At 63.6% G+C, this 15,915-nt stretch carries 16 protein-coding genes and 2 tRNA genes; 6 read left to right on the forward strand and 12 right to left on the reverse strand.

Annotated features, from left to right (window positions below; all coding sequences use genetic code 11):
* Positions 1–91 precede the first annotated feature (91 nt).
* From ychF to BLR94_RS13160, 9 genes are all read right to left on the reverse strand, one after another.
* Positions 92–1,192, reverse strand: a complete 1,101-nt coding sequence (ychF, locus tag BLR94_RS13120) for a redox-regulated ATPase YchF (protein WP_084306205.1) — start codon at positions 1,190–1,192, stop codon at positions 92–94.
* Between the two features lie 35 nt (positions 1,193–1,227).
* The gene (gene pth / locus BLR94_RS13125; protein ID WP_084306206.1) at positions 1,228–1,818 is read right to left on the reverse strand and encodes an aminoacyl-tRNA hydrolase; all 591 of its coding nucleotides are present in this window, start codon (positions 1,816–1,818) and stop codon (positions 1,228–1,230) included.
* Positions 1,819–1,869: 51 nt separating this feature from the next.
* Positions 1,870–2,499 carry a 50S ribosomal protein L25/general stress protein Ctc gene (locus BLR94_RS13130; protein WP_084306207.1) on the reverse strand — a complete coding sequence of 210 codons (630 nt, stop codon included), beginning with the start codon at positions 2,497–2,499 and terminating at the stop codon, positions 1,870–1,872.
* 113 nt (positions 2,500–2,612) lie between these two features.
* Positions 2,613–3,554, reverse strand: coding sequence for a ribose-phosphate pyrophosphokinase (locus tag BLR94_RS13135; RefSeq protein ID WP_042556284.1), 942 nt, complete (start codon positions 3,552–3,554; stop codon positions 2,613–2,615).
* Positions 3,555–3,598: 44 nt separating this feature from the next.
* Positions 3,599–3,673 (reverse strand) — tRNA-Gln (locus BLR94_RS13140).
* Positions 3,674–3,732: 59 nt separating this feature from the next.
* Positions 3,733–3,807, reverse strand: a tRNA-Gln gene (locus BLR94_RS13145).
* Between the two features lie 25 nt (positions 3,808–3,832).
* A complete protein-coding gene (gene ispE / locus BLR94_RS13150) occupies positions 3,833–4,708 on the reverse strand; it encodes a 4-(cytidine 5'-diphospho)-2-C-methyl-D-erythritol kinase (RefSeq protein ID WP_084306208.1) in 876 nt (291 codons plus the stop codon).
* Between the two features lie 133 nt (positions 4,709–4,841).
* Positions 4,842–5,462, reverse strand: a complete 621-nt coding sequence (gene lolB, locus BLR94_RS13155; protein ID WP_084306209.1) for a lipoprotein insertase outer membrane protein LolB — start codon at positions 5,460–5,462, stop codon at positions 4,842–4,844.
* On the reverse strand, positions 5,462–7,192 hold the full coding sequence (locus BLR94_RS13160; protein WP_084306210.1) for a tetratricopeptide repeat protein: 1,731 nt from the start codon (positions 7,190–7,192) through the stop codon (positions 5,462–5,464). The genes lolB and BLR94_RS13160 overlap by 1 nt, the downstream gene beginning before the upstream one ends.
* Before the next feature lie 365 nt (positions 7,193–7,557).
* Between BLR94_RS13160 and hemA the strand changes: the two genes are divergently transcribed.
* The 6 genes from hemA (at position 7,558) to BLR94_RS13190 (ending at position 13,112) form a co-directional block, all read left to right on the forward strand.
* Positions 7,558–8,835 (forward strand): glutamyl-tRNA reductase, encoded by a 1,278-nt coding sequence (gene hemA, locus BLR94_RS13165; protein ID WP_084306211.1) that lies wholly within the window; start codon positions 7,558–7,560, stop codon positions 8,833–8,835.
* A 14-nt stretch (positions 8,836–8,849) separates the two neighbouring features.
* Positions 8,850–9,932 carry a peptide chain release factor 1 gene (gene prfA, locus BLR94_RS13170; RefSeq protein WP_084306212.1) on the forward strand — a complete coding sequence of 361 codons (1,083 nt, stop codon included), beginning with the start codon at positions 8,850–8,852 and terminating at the stop codon, positions 9,930–9,932.
* A 136-nt stretch (positions 9,933–10,068) separates the two neighbouring features.
* Positions 10,069–10,902 carry a peptide chain release factor N(5)-glutamine methyltransferase gene (prmC, locus tag BLR94_RS13175; protein ID WP_084306213.1) on the forward strand — a complete coding sequence of 278 codons (834 nt, stop codon included), beginning with the start codon at positions 10,069–10,071 and terminating at the stop codon, positions 10,900–10,902.
* The gene (locus tag BLR94_RS13180; RefSeq protein WP_084306214.1) at positions 10,895–11,662 is read left to right on the forward strand and encodes a molybdopterin-synthase adenylyltransferase MoeB; all 768 of its coding nucleotides are present in this window, start codon (positions 10,895–10,897) and stop codon (positions 11,660–11,662) included. The genes prmC and BLR94_RS13180 overlap by 8 nt, the downstream gene beginning before the upstream one ends.
* Positions 11,649–12,443 carry a glutamate racemase gene (gene murI / locus BLR94_RS13185; protein WP_084306215.1) on the forward strand — a complete coding sequence of 265 codons (795 nt, stop codon included), beginning with the start codon at positions 11,649–11,651 and terminating at the stop codon, positions 12,441–12,443. The genes BLR94_RS13180 and murI overlap by 14 nt, the downstream gene beginning before the upstream one ends.
* Before the next feature lie 150 nt (positions 12,444–12,593).
* Positions 12,594–13,112 carry an acyloxyacyl hydrolase gene (locus BLR94_RS13190; RefSeq protein ID WP_084306216.1) on the forward strand — a complete coding sequence of 173 codons (519 nt, stop codon included), beginning with the start codon at positions 12,594–12,596 and terminating at the stop codon, positions 13,110–13,112.
* Between the two features lie 356 nt (positions 13,113–13,468).
* Here the strand turns inward: BLR94_RS13190 and BLR94_RS13195 are convergent, their stop codons facing one another.
* The 3 genes from BLR94_RS13195 to phrB all read right to left on the reverse strand — a co-directional run bounded on the left by BLR94_RS13195 (position 13,469) and on the right by phrB (position 15,913).
* Complete coding sequence (locus BLR94_RS13195; protein ID WP_084306217.1) at positions 13,469–13,786, reverse strand: YkgJ family cysteine cluster protein; 318 nt, start codon at positions 13,784–13,786, stop codon at positions 13,469–13,471.
* 18 nt (positions 13,787–13,804) lie between these two features.
* Positions 13,805–14,314: a DUF2878 domain-containing protein gene (locus BLR94_RS13200; protein WP_084306218.1), complete on the reverse strand. Its 510-nt coding sequence runs from the start codon at positions 14,312–14,314 to the stop codon at positions 13,805–13,807.
* A gap of 150 nt (positions 14,315–14,464) precedes the next feature.
* Positions 14,465–15,913, reverse strand: a complete 1,449-nt coding sequence (gene phrB / locus BLR94_RS13205; RefSeq protein ID WP_167359758.1) for a deoxyribodipyrimidine photo-lyase — start codon at positions 15,911–15,913, stop codon at positions 14,465–14,467.
* Positions 15,914–15,915: the final 2 nt, after the last annotated feature.

A 15,915-nucleotide genomic window follows, 5' to 3' on the forward strand; every position in this document is an offset into this window, starting at 1 on the left:
ACAACTGGCACCGACCTCACGCCAGCCTAGGCTACCTACCACCCATCAGTCGCGCGCCACTTCCACTGAACAACGTACTGGGTTTACACATCTAGACGTTGAAGCGGAAGTGCATCACGTCGCCGTCCTTGACGATGTATTCCTTGCCCTCCAGGCGCCATTTGCCCGCTTCCTTGGCGCCGGCCTCGCCCTTGAACTGGATGAAGTCGTCATAGGCGACGACTTCGGCGCGGATGAAGCCTTTCTCGAAATCGGTATGGATCGCGGCAGCGGACTGCGGCGCGGTGGCTCCGACCTTGACGGTCCAGGCACGCACTTCCTTAACGCCGGCAGTGAAGTAGGTCTGCAGGTTGAGGAGCGAGTAACCGGCGCGGATCACGCGGTTCAGGCCGGGTTCGGTCATGCCCATGGTCTCGAGGAACATCTGCATTTCCTCAAGATCGTCCAGCTCGGCGATTTCCGCCTCGATCTTGTTGCACACCGGCACCACGATGGCGCCTTCGGCGTCGGCGATGGCCTGTACCACGTCGAGCAGCGGGTTGTCCTCGAAGCCGTCTTCGGCGACGTTGGCGATGTACATCACCGGCTTGGTGGTCAGCAGGTGGAAGGTCTTGGCCAGGCGTTTCTCGTCATCACCCAGGCTTTTCAGCAGGCTGCGGGCCGGCTTGGCCTCGATGAAGTGGGGGATGAGTTTTTCCAGCAGCGCTTTCTGCGCCACGGCTTCCTTGTCGCCGCCCTTGGCAGTGCGGGTGACGCGCTGCAGTTGCTTCTCGCAGCTGTCGAGGTCGGCCATGATCAGTTCGAGGTCGATGATCTCGATGTCGCGTTTGGGGTCGACGCTGTTGGCGACGTGGATGACGTTGTCGTCCTCGAAGCAACGCACCACGTGGGCGATGGCGTCGGTCTCGCGGATGTTGGCGAGGAACTTGTTGCCCAGGCCTTCACCCTTGGACGCCCCCGCGACCAGGCCGGCGATGTCGACGAACTCCATGGTGGTAGGCAGCACGCGTTCGGGCTTGACGATTTCCGCCAGCGCCTCGAGGCGTGGGTCGGGCATCGGTACGATGCCGCTGTTCGGCTCGATGGTGCAGAACGGGAAGTTCTCGGCCGCGATGCCGGATTTGGTGAGGGCATTGAACAGGGTGGACTTGCCGACGTTGGGTAGGCCGACGATGCCGCAGTTGAATCCCATGGTGTGTCCCTCGCGCCAACGGCGTTAGATAGAGGTTAAAGAGTGGCTTTCTGGCTGTGCAGCTTGCGCATCGCTACCGTCCAGTCACCGGCGAGCATTTCCGGGAGGACGTCGAGGGCGAAGCCGATGCTGGTATCCAGCAGTTCCTGCTCGCCACGCGGTGCGCGGCCCAGCACGAAGTTGGAAACCAGGCTGGCGTGCCCGGGGTGGCCGATGCCAAGCCGCAGGCGGTGGAAATTATTCTGGTTGCCGAGCTGCGCGATGATGTCACGCAGCCCGTTGTGCCCGCCGTGCCCGCCACCCTGTTTGAGTTTGGCGACGCCGGGGGGCATGTCGAGTTCGTCGTGGGCCACCAGGATTTCTTCGGGATTGATTTTGAAGAAATTCGCCAACGCCGCCACGGACTGGCCGCTGCGGTTCATGAAGGTGGTGGGGATGAGCAGGCGAACGTCGTGACCCTGATGGGCGAATTTGCCCACCAGGCCGAAATACTTGCGATCGACACTGAGGCTCACGCGCAGGCGCTCTGCCAGGTGTTCGACGAAAAGGGCCCCTGCATTATGCCGGGTCTGGTCGTATTCCGGGCCCGGGTTACCCAGGCCAACGATCAGTTGTACGGCAGTCATGCAGGAGCCCTTTCTTGAAGCGCAGCCACAGCGCAGCTGTGGACTCGCCAATTACTCGGCGGTGCTTTCGCCTTCGCCTTCACCTTCGCTGTCTTCTACACGAACGCGCGGCAGGTGGATGCTGGCAACCGGCAGATCGCTGCCGTGGGCCAGGGCAACCAGCTCAACGCCTTTCGGCAGCTTGATGTCCGACAGGTGAACGGTCTGATCCACTTCGACCTTGGCGATGTCGACTTCGAGGAATTCCGGCAGGTCTTTCGGCAGGCAGGAAACTTCGACTTCGTTCAGGGCGTGCAGGACTTCACCGCCGCCTTGCTTGACGCCAACCGAGGTGGCTTCGTTGATGAAGTGCAGCGGTACGTGCGCGGTCAGTTTCTGGCCAGCGATCACGCGGATGAAGTCGGCGTGCAGAACGAAGCCTTTGGACGGGTGACGTTGCAGGGCTTTGATCAGGACGTTTTCTTTCTTGCCATCGACGGTCAGGTTCAGCACGTGGCTGAATGCCGCTTCGTTTTCCAGCAGCTTGGCGAAATCCTTGGCAACCAGGCTGATGGACAGAGGGGCTTTCTCGCCACCGTAAACCACGGCAGGCACCAGGGCGGCGTTACGACGCAGGCGGCGGCTCGCACCTTTCCCCAGGTCGGAACGCGCTTCGGCATTCAGGGTAAATTCAGCAGTCATTTCACTTCTCCAGAATAACCAAACCGCCCGTTACGCTTGCGACCAGCGACGGGGCGGTTCAGTGGTATGCCTGGCCAAATGGCCAGGCGTCTTTTTACCAGCGGTATTCCGGGTTAGCGGAACATCGCGCTGATAGATTCTTCATTGCTGATGCGGCGTACCGCCTCAGCGACAACCGGCGCGATGTCCAGTTGGCGAATGCGCGAACAGGATTGCGCGGCAGCGGACAGCGGGATGGTGTTGGTCACCACCAGTTCGTCCAGTACCGAGTTCTCGATGTTCTCGATGGCACGGCCCGACAGCACCGGGTGAGTCGCATAGGCGAATACCTTGGCGGCGCCGTGTTCCTTAAGAGCCTTGGCCGCGTGGCACAGGGTGCCGGCGGTGTCGACCATGTCGTCGACCAGGATGCAGGTGCGGCCTTCCACGTCACCGATGATGTGCATCACTTCGGAGTGGTTGGCTTTCTCACGACGCTTGTCGATGATCGCCAGATCCACACCCAGGGACTTGGCCACGGCACGCGCACGTACCACGCCGCCGATATCCGGGGAGACGATCATCAGGTTGTCGAAACGCTGGTCTTCGATATCGTCCACCAGTACTGGCGAGCCGTAGATGTTATCGACCGGGATATCGAAGAAGCCTTGAATCTGATCCGCGTGCAGGTCGACGGTGAGGACACGGTCGATGCCGACTACGGTCAACATGTCGGCCACCACTTTGGCGCTGATTGCCACACGGGCGGAACGCGGACGGCGATCCTGGCGGGCATAGCCGAAGTAGGGGATGACAGCGGTGATTCGAGTGGCTGAGGAGCGGCGGAAGGCATCGGCCATCACCACCAGTTCCATCAGGTTGTCATTGGTTGGCGCGCACGTCGGCTGAATCAGGAAGACGTCCTTACCGCGGACGTTTTCGTTGATTTCGATCATGATTTCGCCGTCGGAGAACTTTCCGACAGAGGCATCGCCGAGGGGGATGTGCAACTGACGAACGATACGTCGCGCCAGATCGGGGTTGGCATTCCCCGTAAAGACCATCATCTTGGACACGCGCAGTACCTGTCGGCTGAGGGTAACCTGGATGAGTATAAAAATGGCAGGGGCGGCTGGATTCGAACCAACGCATGCCAGGATCAAAACCTGGTGCCTTACCGCTTGGCGACGCCCCTGTATCGTGTGTGACGCAATGCTGCTCGATTCGGTGTTACGAGCCACCCTTGGGTGGTTATGGCAGGGGCGGCTGGATTCGAACCAACGCATGCCAGGATCAAAACCTGGTGCCTTACCGCTTGGCGACGCCCCTGTAACGTATAACCGATGCTACGCATTCACTTCCCGGCCAGTTCCTGCAGCTTGCGGTGCAATATCGAGACATTGGCACCTTGCGCAACAAAACGTGGCAGTGTGGCTGGAAGTTGGCGGGCGACTTTATCAGCATCGTCCTTGTTTGGGAAGCTCCCAAACACACAAGCTCCAGTGCCGGTCAATCTTGTCGGAACGAATTTGTTCAGCAAGATCAGTGCGTTACGAACAGCTGGGTAACGCCTCTCGACGACCGGCAGGCAATCATTACGACCGCCCCCCTCAAGAAGGCTGCGAACTTTAATGGGCGGCGTATCGCGTGTCAACTCAGGGTCGGAGAAAACTTCTGCTGTACTGACAAGCACTTGCGGCACGGCAACGAGAAACCAGGGTTCCGGCAGCTGCACTGGCGTGAGTTTCTCGCCCACGCCTTCGGCGAAGGCCGCACGGCCGCGCACGAATACCGGTACGTCGGCGCCCAGGCTCAGGGCCAGGGCGGCCAGGCGATCTTCGCTCCAGCCCAGCTTCCAGAGGTGGGCGAGACCCAGCAGGGTGGTGGCGGCATCCGAACTGCCGCCACCGATGCCGCCGCCCATGGGCAGCCGTTTGTCCAGCCAGATATCCGCTCCCAGGCGCGTGCCGCTCTGTTCCTGCAACTGCCGCGCAGCCCGTACGATCAGGTTGCCGTCGTGGGGCACGCCTGCAATCTCGGTGTGCAGGCGAATAACGCCATCGTCGCGCAGGCTGAAGCCGAGCTGGTCACCGTGGTCGAGGAACTGGAACAGGGTCTGCAGCTCGTGATAACCGTCTTCACGGCGGCCGAGAATGTGCAGCATCAGGTTGAGCTTGGCCGGCGCCGGCAGGATCAGCTCGGCGTGTGCAGGAATGGCGTGGGTCGTCATTGGGCAATGGCTGGCGAGAGGGGGATGAGAGATTAGCGCAAGCTACGGTTGCGGCCAAATACCGCACCCAACCGTAGGAGCCGGCTTCATCGCGCGATACGGGAATGCATCGCGCGCTGATGGATGGGAAGGGTTACCGGCCGAGTTGACGCGGTTGCCAGTCCTTGATCACCAGGGTGACCTGGATGTCGTGACCTTCCAGACGCAGGCGCTCGGGCAGCCAGTAGCCGTTCTGCTCGGCATAGCGCGTGTAGCTCACTTCCCAGCCATCCTGGCTGAGCTGCGCCAGGCGGCTGTCACTGTCCAGGGTCAGGCGGCTCTTGCTGTCCGGGGCGGGCAAGCCACGGATCCACCAGAGCAGGTGGGAGACCGGCAGGTTCAGGCCGAGTTGCTGCTGCAGCAGTTCTTCCGGCGATCCTGCCTGGTAACGGCCCTGGTTGGCGACTTCCAGTTGGACGTCACCCGGCCGCCCGGTGAGGCGTGCCGCGCCGCGTCCGAGCGGGCCGGAAAGGCGAATGTCGGCGTAGTCCTGGCGCTGCAGCCAGAACAATGTGCCGCTGCCCGAGTCGCGTGGTGCACGGATGCCGACCTTGCCGTTGATCTGCCAGCCGTCCAGGGTGCCGATCTGCTGCTTGTGCGCCTGCCAGCGCGCCGGGTCGCCCTGACCCTGTTCCACGGCTTCGCGGGTGGACAGGCCGGAGCAGCCGGCGAGCAGGGTGACCAGGGCGAGTGCGAGTAGGGGGCGGAACTGCATCAAGGCCTCTCTGATCCGGTCAGGCGCAGCACGGTGCTGCGCAGGATTTCGCTGTCGGGCTGTTCCTTCAGTGCATCGCGCCAGATTTGCCTGGCCTCGCGCTGCTTGTTTCGAGCCCACAGCGCTTCGCCAAGGTGGGCGGCGACTTCGTGATCCGGGAAGCGCTCGAACGCCTGGCGCAGCAGTTTTTCCGCTTCGGCCAGGTTGCCCAGGCGGAAGTTGGCCCAGCCCAGGCTGTCGAGGATCGCCGGGTCCTCGGGGTTGAGGTCGTGAGCCTGCTGGATCAGTTCCAGGCCTTCCTGATGGCGATCCGTGCGGTCGACCAGGGTGTAGCCGAGGGCGTTGAGCGCCATGGCGTTGTCCGGCTCGCGGTCGAGGATGGTGCGCAGGTCCTGCTCCAGCTGCTTCAGGTCGTTACGCGGCTCGGCGAGCATGGCGCGGGTGTACAGCAGGTTGATATCGCCGGGGTACTGCGCGAGCGCTTGCTGGATCAGCGCCCAGGCCTTGGCCGGCTGGTTCTGCTTGGACAACGATTCGGCTTCGATCAGGTACAGCTGCAGCGCGTAGTCCGGCTGGTTGTCACGGGCCTCGGCCAGGTGCCTGGAGGCTTCGACACCGCGGCCGTTGGCGACCAGCAGGTCGGTCATGCGCACGCGGGCCGGTAGGTAATCGTTGCCGCCACCGACCATGGAGTAGGCGAGCAGGGCCTCATCCACTTCGCCCAGTGCTTCATGGGCGCGCCCCAGGTTGTATTGGGCCGGGTCGACATGGGCGTCGCGCTCGACCAGTTCCTGCAGGTAGACGATGGCTTCGCGCCAGGCCTCCGCCTCCAGGCAGACCAGCGCCAGGGAGAAGCGCAGGTCGTCATCTTCAGGAAATTGCTGCAGCAGCGCGGAGAATTCGCTGCGGGCTTCGTCCATGCGGCCCAGCTCGACCAACTGGCGGGCGTAGGTCAGGCGCAGACGCTTGTCGCCGGGTGTCTGCTCCATGCCCTTCTCGAGCAGTGGCAAAGCCTCTTCGCCACGCCCGAGGCTCTGCAGCAGGCGTGCGCGCAACAACAGTGGCGCCGCCTGGTCATGCTTGGCGTCGCTGTTTTCGAGCAATTTCAGCGCTTCTTCGGGACGGTCGTCTTGCTGCAGGAGCAGGGCCTTGCCGAACAGCAACTGTCCGTCGTTGGGGTATTTACCCAGCAGGCGGTCGAAACTCTGCAGCAGGCCGGCGCGGGTGTCCGGATCGGTGTCCGCCGCCGACAGGGCGAGGAAGTCGAAATGGGTGTTGCCCTGGCGCTGCAGTACCCGCTCCATGTAGGCCATGGATTCGTCGTAGCGACCGGCGCGTGCCAACTGCACGGCAGCTGCGCGCTGAGCGTCCACGTTGGCGGGCGCATTCCTGGCCCATACCAAGGATGTGTCCAACGCTTCCTCATCGGCCCCCAGGTATTCGGCGATCCGGAAGCCGCGCTCGGCAACACCGGGGTCCTGGGTCGAATTGGCCTGCTGCACGTAATTGCCCAAGGCGATATCGAAGCGGTTGCGCTGTCCTGCCAGCTCGGCGGTGAGCAGGGCCAGCAGGGTTTCCTGGCTGAACGAGCCGTACACCTGAGGCGCCTCGGCCGGTGCTTCGTTGCCCGCTTCTTCCACGGGCACGTTGCCGTCCGGAGTGGACGGCGCAAAAGACTGGCAACCACCCAAGAAGGCAAGGGCGGTCAGCAACGCGATGGGTCTATTCATAGAGAAAATGCGACTAACCTGCGGTTTTGGCCATCATGACACAAGCCATCGGGCAAGCCCATGGGCAGGCCGTGTGTCCTGGCGATGTGACCTTGGACTGTGGAACCCTGGCAGTGTTGCATCGGATGCTCGGTGCCCCAGCACGGCCGGGCATTGCCGTTGCAACCGCGACCATAGCGGGTGGGGAAGGGCGGATCATCGGCGGCTGTGTGGCGGTCGGGTGACGCCATGTGGACAAGGTGGCTGAGTAATTATCATTGCCTGCGATCAAGCCTCGCTATCGTGTCCATGCGGTGGGCAGTGGTTGTCCTGCCTCGAGCGAAGTAGGACAATTGCCGGCTTCCGCCACCTTGTCAGCGACGTGCATGGCCTTTATCGCCCTCGGTATCAACCACAAGACCGCTTCGGTGGATGTCCGCGAGCGCGTGGCTTTTACCCCGGAGCAACTGGTGGAGGCATTGCAACTGCTGTGCCGGCACACGCCAAGTCGAGAGGCGGCGATCCTGTCGACCTGCAACCGCAGCGAGCTGTACCTGGAGCAGGACGGCCCAGGTGTCGATGCGGTGCTTGGCTGGTTGGCCGATTATCACCATTTGAGCGTCGAAGAGCTGCGCGCCTGCGCTTATGTCCACGAAGACGATGCGGCAGTTCGTCACATGATGCGCGTGGCGTCCGGCCTCGATTCCATGGTGTTGGGCGAGCCGCAGATTCTCGGCCAGATGAAGTCCGCCTTCGCCGTCGCCCGAGAGGCCGGGACCCTGGGGCCGCTGCTCGGGCGCCTGTTCCAGGCCACGTTCAGCACTGCCAAGCAGGTGCGCACCGATACCGCCATCGGTGAGAACCCGGTGTCGGTGGCGTTCGCCGCCGTGAGCCTGGCCAAGCAGATCTTCGCCGACCTGCATCGCAGCCAGGCGCTGCTGATCGGCGCGGGGGAGACCATCAGCCTGGTCGCCCGTCACCTTCATGATCAAGGGATCAAGCGAATCGTCGTGGCCAATCGTACTCTCGAACGTGCCAGCAGCCTGGCCGAGCAGTTCGGCGCACACGCCGTGCTGCTTTCCGATATTCCCCAGGAGTTGGCGCACAGCGATATCGTCATCAGTTCCACGGCCAGCCAGTTGCCGATTCTTGGCAAGGGGGCGGTCGAAAGTGCCCTGAAGCAGCGCAAGCACAAGCCGATCTTCATGGTCGACATCGCGGTGCCGCGGGACATCGAACCCCAGGTCGGTGAGCTGGACGATGTCTACCTGTACACCGTCGACGATCTGCACGAAGTCATCGAAGAGAACCTCAAGAGTCGCCAGGGCGCTGCCCAGGCCGCCGAGGAACTGGTCGCCGTCGGCGCCGACGATTTCATGTTGCGCCTGCGCGAACTGGCCGCGGTGGATGTGCTGCGCGCCTACCGGCAGCAGGCCGAGCGCCTGCGTGACGATGAACTGGCCCGTGCCCAGCGCATGCTCGCCAATGGTGCCGCCGCCGAGGAAGTGCTGGCGCAATTGGCCCGGGGGCTGACCAACAAACTGCTGCACGCGCCCAGCGTGCAACTGAAAAAATTCTCCGCCGATGGGCGCGCCGACGCCCTTGGCGTGGCCCAGGAACTCTTCGCCCTCGAAGACGGCGCGTCGTCCGGCTTGGTCAAATAAATAGAAGGCATGCAATGAAAGCTTCGCTGATCAATAAACTCGACGTGTTGCAGGATCGTTTCGAAGAAGTCACGGCGCTGCTCGGCGATGCCGAAGTGATCGGCAACCAGAACCAGTTCCGCGCCTATTCCAGGGAATACGCCGAGATCGAACCGGTGATCGTAGCGTTCCGCGAGTTTCGCAGGGTGCAGGCCGACCTCGAGGGCGCCCAGGCGCTGCTCAAGGACAGCGATCCGGACATGCGTGAAATGGCCGAGGAGGAAGTCGATACCGCCAAGGCTCGCCTTCTCGAGCTGGAAGGCAGCCTGCAGCGCATGCTGCTGCCCAAGGATCCCAACGACGGCCGCAACGTGTTCCTCGAAGTGCGTGCCGGTACCGGTGGCGACGAGGCGGCGATCTTCTCCGGCGACCTGTTCCGCATGTACTCGCGCTACGCCGAGAAGCAGGGTTGGCGCATCGAGGTCCTGTCGGCCAACGAAGGCGAGCATGGCGGCTTCAAGGAAGTGATCGCCCGGGTCGAGGGCGACAATGTGTTCGCCAAGCTCAAGTTCGAATCCGGCGCGCACCGTGTGCAGCGCGTCCCGGAAACCGAGTCCCAGGGCCGCATCCATACCTCGGCCTGCACCGTGGCGGTGCTGCCCGAGCCGGACGAGCAGATGGCCATCGAGATCAACCCGGCCGATCTGCGCATCGACACCTACCGCTCTTCGGGGGCCGGTGGTCAGCACGTCAACACTACCGATTCGGCGATCCGCATCACCCACATTCCCACCGGTACCGTGGTCGAGTGCCAGGAAGAGCGTTCGCAGCACAAGAACCGCGCCAAGGCCATGGCCTGGCTGTCGGCCAAGCTCAAGGACCAGCAGGACGCCGCCGCCCACAAGGAAATTTCCGATACCCGCAAGCTGTTGGTCGGTTCCGGTGACCGATCCGAGCGCATCCGTACCTACAATTTCCCCCAGGGCCGAGTCACCGATCACCGCATCAACCTGACTCTGTATTCGCTGAACGACGTGATCGCCGGTGGCGTCGACGCGGTGATCGAACCGCTGCTCGCCGAATACCAGGCCGACCAGTTGGCCGCGCTGGGCGATTGAGCCCTGGCCGTGTTAAGGAAGGATGTCGTGGACGGTGCGTACGTGATCGATACATTTCCTGCAGGAGCCGGCTTGCCGGCGATCACCGTGCGAACGGTATCGCTGGCAAGCAAGCGTCCAAGAACGGCGGTGTGTCATGGCTTCCATTGAGTCTCTATTGAACGCCGTTGAACTGCCGGACTCGCCCAGCGCCCGGGTGGATGCCGAGCTGTTGCTGGCCCACGCCCTTGGCAAGCCGCGCAGCTACCTGCGCACCTGGGCGGATCGTGAGGTCGAGGACGACGCAGCGGCGCGATTCGCGGTCAGCCTGGTACGCCGACGTGACGGCGAGCCGGTGGCTTACATTCTCGGCCGGCAGGGCTTCTGGAGCCTGGATCTGGAGGTCGCGCCGCATACCCTGATCCCCCGTCCTGACACCGAATTGCTGGTGGAAACCACGCTGGCGCTATTGTCTGGCGGCCCGGCGCGAGTGCTCGACCTGGGTACCGGCACTGGTGCCATCGCCCTGGCCCTGGCCAGCGAGCGCCCGGCCTGGCAGGTGACTGGGGTCGATCGGGTCGACGCCGCGGTGTCCCTGGCTGAAAGCAATCGGGCGCGCCTGGGCCTGGACAACGCTGCCTTTTTTTCGAGCCACTGGTTCGAAGGGCTGAGCGGCGAGCGCTATGCCGTGATCGTCAGCAACCCGCCCTATATCGCCCGTGACGACCGTCATCTGGGCGAGGGCGATGTGCGTTTCGAACCGAGCAGCGCCTTGGTATCGGGCGTCGATGGGCTTGACGATATCCGTCTGCTCATCGAGCAGGCGCCGGCGCATCTGCTGGCTCCCGGCTGGTTGCTGCTCGAACATGGCTTCGATCAGGCCGAGGCCGTGCGTGCGTTGCTGAGCCAGCGCGGTTTCGTCGAGGTCCACAGCCGCCGCGACCTGGCCAATCATGAACGCATCAGCCTGGGGCGGTGGCCGCATGAATGAACAGTTGACTGACGAAGAATTGCTGCGCTACAGCCGGCAGATCCTCTTGGCGCAGATCGATATCGACGGCCAGCTGCGGCTCAAGGGCAGCCGCGTGCTGATCGTCGGTCTCGGAGGGCTCGGCTCCCCGGTGGCGCTGTACCTGGCGGCTGCCGGGGTCGGTGAGCTGCACCTGGCGGATTTCGACAGCGTCGAGCTGAGCAACCTGCAGCGGCAAATCGCCCACGATACCGCGAGCATCGGCCAGAGCAAGGTGGATTCGGCGCTGGCGCGGCTGGCGGCGATCAACCCCGGCATCCGGCTATGCGCCCACCGCCAGGCGCTGGATGCGGACTCCCTGGCCGCAGCGGTGACGGCGGTCGATCTGGTGCTCGACTGCTCGGACAATTTCGCCACCCGCGAGGCGGTCAACGCGGCCTGTGTCGACGCCCGCAGGCCGCTGGTCAGTGGCGCTGCGATCCGCCTGGAAGGGCAGTTGTCGGTGTTCGACCCGCGACGTGCCGACAGCCCCTGTTATCACTGCCTGTACGGCCATGGCAGCGAAGCCGAGCTGACCTGCAGTGAAGCCGGCGTGGCAGGCCCGCTGGTCGGCCTGGTCGGCAGCCTGCAGGCTCTCGAAGCCCTCAAGCTGCTGGCCGGTTTCGGTGAGCCGCTGGTGGGGCGGTTGCTGCTGATCGATGCCTTCGGCTCGCGCTTCCGCGAGCTGCGGGTCAAGCGCGATCCGGGGTGTACGGTCTGTGCGGGCAATGCCCATGCGTGAGGCACCGATTGGGGTGTTCGATTCCGGCGTCGGTGGACTCACTGTATTGCGCGAGATCCGTACCCTGCTGCCCCGCGAGTCGTTGCTGTATGTCGCCGATAGCGGTCATGTGCCCTACGGCGAGAAGAGCGCCGACTACATTCGCGAGCGCTGCCGGGCCATCGCCGGGTTCCTCCTCGCCCGTGGTGCCAAGGCGCTGGTGCTGGCCTGCAATACCGCCACCGTGGCCAGTGTGGCCGAGCTGCGCGGGCTTTATCCACAATTACCCATCGTGGCCATGGAGCCTGCGGTGAAACCGGCTGCCGCGGCGACCCGCTCTGGCGTGGTCGGTGTGCTGGCGACCACCGGTACCCTGAAAAGCGCGCGTTTCGCCGCGCTGCTCGACCAGTTCGCCAGCGATGTCCGGGTGGTCACCCAGCCGTGCCCGGGCTTGGTGGAGTTGATCGAAGCCGGCGACCTGGAGGATCCGCGACTGCATGAACGGCTGCGCGGCTATGTCGACCCGTTGCTCGCCGAGGGCTGCGATACGCTGATTCTCGGCTGTACCCACTATCCCTTTCTCAAGCCGTTGCTGAGCCGCTGGCTCGACCCCTCGATCAGCCTGATCGACACTGGCGCGGCGGTGGCCCGGCAATTGCAAAGGTTGCTCGGCGAACGCGGCTTGCTGGCCGTCGGGCCGCCAGCGCCTGAGCGCTTCTGGTGCAGCGGTGATCCATCCAGCATGCAGGGCATCATGCCGGTGCTGTGGGGCCATGCTGCCCAGGTCAGTCGTTTTCCCTGAGGCATGCACCGCGCCTGGTTTGCGGCGCCGCCATTGGCCAATGGCCAGTAAATTTTTCTAGAACGAATGGAACTTATCCAGCGTCTGTAACTATAGTTTTCCCGCGCCTCACTTAAAACAATCCGTGATCGCTATAAAAGGGTGTTTCCAATGAAGAAGCTGGTTGGCTTGGCCGCTGCAGTTGCGTTGTCCCTTGGCTCGGTAACAGCGGCTCAGGCCGCAGGTCTGACCTTTTCCGTGGGGCAGTCCGGTGACTCCACCATGGTCTACCGTCTCGGTGCTCAGTTCGATTTCAACAGCCGCTGGTTCGAAAGCAGTGTCGGCCACCTGGGGGGCTACTGGGATGCCGGCTACACCTACTGGGAAGGCGACGACACCGCCACCAACCATAGCGTGTCCTTCGCGCCGGTATTCGTTTACGAGTTCGCCGGACAGAACGTCAAACCCTACCTGGAAGCGGGTATCGGTGTGGCGGCGTTCTCCAACACCCAGCTCGAGTCCAACGACCTGGGCTCATCGTTCCAGTTCGAAGACCGCATCGGCGCCGGCCTGCGTTTCGCTGGTGGCCATGAAATCGGTATTCGTGCGATTCATTATTCCAATGCCGGTATCAAGAAGCCCAACGATGGCGTCGAATCTTATGCCGTGCATTATCGGTTGAATTTCTAAGCGGGTTTCTCGCACTACTTGAACCGGGCTTCGCACCCGGTTTCTTCGAGCCTGTTCACGATCTTTCGACGAGACTCCACGCGCAATGGCAGCAAAAAGGGGCGAAAGCGGCCATTTGTAGTGTGGACCGGGGCGCGTAGCCGACGCTTCACCTACGCGGCCCGACCCGTCCACCGCTCTGCGATCGCGATGGTGGATGAAAAGAGCGTCAGCTACGCGCCCCTATCCACCCTACGGCTGCTTCCGCCATTTGCCGCCGATCTGCAGGAATACGGGTTTCGGTTTGCCAAGTGCACAGGATCGTGAACACGCTCTTATGCCCGCAGCAAATTCACGGCCAGCTGGTTGAGGTGCTGTCAGCGGTAGATGCTGGAAATGCCGCGACGCTCTTCCAGGCACTCGGGGGCCCCCAGTTCGAATTCGCGGCAGATCAGCGGGCGCACCGAATAGATGGTGCAGCGCATGGTGTCCCGATCCAATGCCGCGCACCAGCCGTCGTCCAGCCGGCGCATCACCTCGCCGCCCCAGTCATCGTTGTCGATGAAGCGCCTTGGCACGCCGGTGTCGGTGATCAGCATGACTTCCAGTTGGCAACAGCAGGCCGCGCAGGTGCTGCAGCTGACTTCGCTGCTTTCCGTGATCTGCTGGTGGGGGATATGGTGGCTGGCGCTCATCGGCGCATTCTACGCCAGTTAGCGCCGCGCCGAGTGGCTGTCTGCGGCATACAGCCGGGCGAAGCCCTGCAGCACCGGCAATGCCACGGCCCAGATCAGGGCCAGCAGGAACAGGGTGGTGCCGTTGCCATGGGCAAAGTCCACCTGGTTGAGGGCGGCAGCCAGGTAATAATGCAGCGGCCCAGCACAGGCGCCCAGCAGGCTGGCCCGCCACCAGGGGCGTGCCGTCCAGGCCAGGCAGTGGCACAGGGTGCTGCCGAGCAGCAGCCAGGTGAGCGCCAGCCACACCGGAATCAGCTGGCGGGGTTCGCCGAAATCGAACAGGCCGAACTGCAGCAGGAAGCTGTCCACGGCGCTGCCGAACAGCAGCACGCTGGCCAGCAGTCTGCCCTCGCGCTGCCAACTGCCGATGTACAGCAGGTGCACCAGCATGATCGCGGCCACCAGCCACAACCAGGGGCCATCGCCGACCACACAGGCGAACCAGCCGATGACCAGCAACAGGGCGTTGAGCAGAGTTTTCGGCACCGGAGCGTCCGTTAGCAGCTGTGGCCCGTCGCCGATGGCGGCGGTAACCGTGCGGGAAAGCTGATGGTGCCCGTGCCGGAGGCTCTGCTGCAACTGCCCGGGGTGGTTTCACCGTTGGCCAGCGGCGTGGGCACCGCGGCGGGCTGGGGGTCAGGTCAGCTGGTTGGCCGATGGCAGGTTCTTGAACGCGTCCAGAGCGCGCTGGCGGCTGTCCTTGAGGTCGACGACGGGCAATGGGTAGTCCGATCCGCTGCCGAACAGGCTGCCCCGTCCCTTGTGGCCGGCATGCGGGTCATGTATCGCCTTGTCGCCGAGTGCACTCAGTTCCGGCAGCCAGTGACGGATGAAACGGCCTTGCGGATCGAAGCGCTGGGACTGGCTGACCGGGTTGAAGAGGCGGAAGTAAGGCACCGAATCGGTGCCGGTCGAGGCGCTCCACTGCCAGCCACCGTTATTGGCAGCCAGGTCTCCGTCGATCAGGTGGCGCATGAAGAATCGCTCGCCTTCGCGCCAGTCGATCAGCAGGTTCTTGCTCAGGAACATCGCCACCACCATGCGCAGGCGGTTGTGCATCCAGCCGGTTTCCAGCAGCTGACGTATCGCCGCGTCGATGATCGGGATGCCGGTACGCCCTTGCTGCCAGGCCTGCAGATCCTTGTTGGCGTTACGCCACGGCAGGGCTTCGGTTTCCGGGCGGAAGGCGCGGTGCATGGACACCCGTGGGTAACCGACCAGGATGTGGTTGTAGAATTCCCGCCAGATCAGCTCGTTGACCCAGGTGACGGCGCCCTGGTTGCCGCTCTCGAACTCGCCCTGATTGATGTTCAGCGCCGTGTGCAGGCACTGACGCGGCGATACCACGCCCGCCGCCAGGTAGGCGGACAGCTGGCTGGTGCCGGGGCACGCGGGGAAGTCACGGTTGTCGTGATAGTCCTCGATCCGTTCATCGGCGAAGCGCTGCAGCCGCTCGCGGGCGGCCTGTTCGCCGGCGGGCCAGGCGTCGCGTAGCGCCTGGCTCGGCGTTTCGAAGCCGGGAACGTTGCCGGGCACCTGGTCGGCGTCGATCTTCAGCCTGGCCTGCGCCTTTGGCAATGCCACCAGAGGCGGCAAGGCGCTGTGCAGGCGCTGGTAACAGACACCGCGGAACTGGCTGTAGACCTTGAAGTAGGTGTCCGTGCGGGTCAGCACGCTGCCGGGCTTGAACAGCAGGCGGTCCAGGTGGCGCTGGACGTCGATATCGAGGTTCGCCATGGCGGCGGCCACGTCGCGGTCGCGCCGGCTTTCATTGACCGCGTACTCCTCGTTGAAGTGCAGTGCCGTTGCGCCCAGCTCCCTGGCCAGCTTGCCGAGAACCTTGGGTGCCGCGTCCCATTCGACGGCTTGGCGAATCAGTAGCGGCACGTTGAGGCGCTGCAGTTGCACGCTCAGTTCAGCCAGGTTGCGCAGCCAGAAGTCCACCTTGCAGGGGGCATCGTCGTGCCGATGCCACTGGCCGGGGCTGAGCAGAAACACGGCGACCGTCGGCCCGGCCTGCATGGCGGCAGCCAGTGCGGTGTTATCGGTGATGCGCAGGTCGGTTCGAAACCACATCAGTTGCAACA

The organism is Phytopseudomonas flavescens (assembly GCF_900100535.1).
GTDB lineage: Bacteria > Pseudomonadota > Gammaproteobacteria > Pseudomonadales > Pseudomonadaceae > Aquipseudomonas > Aquipseudomonas flavescens.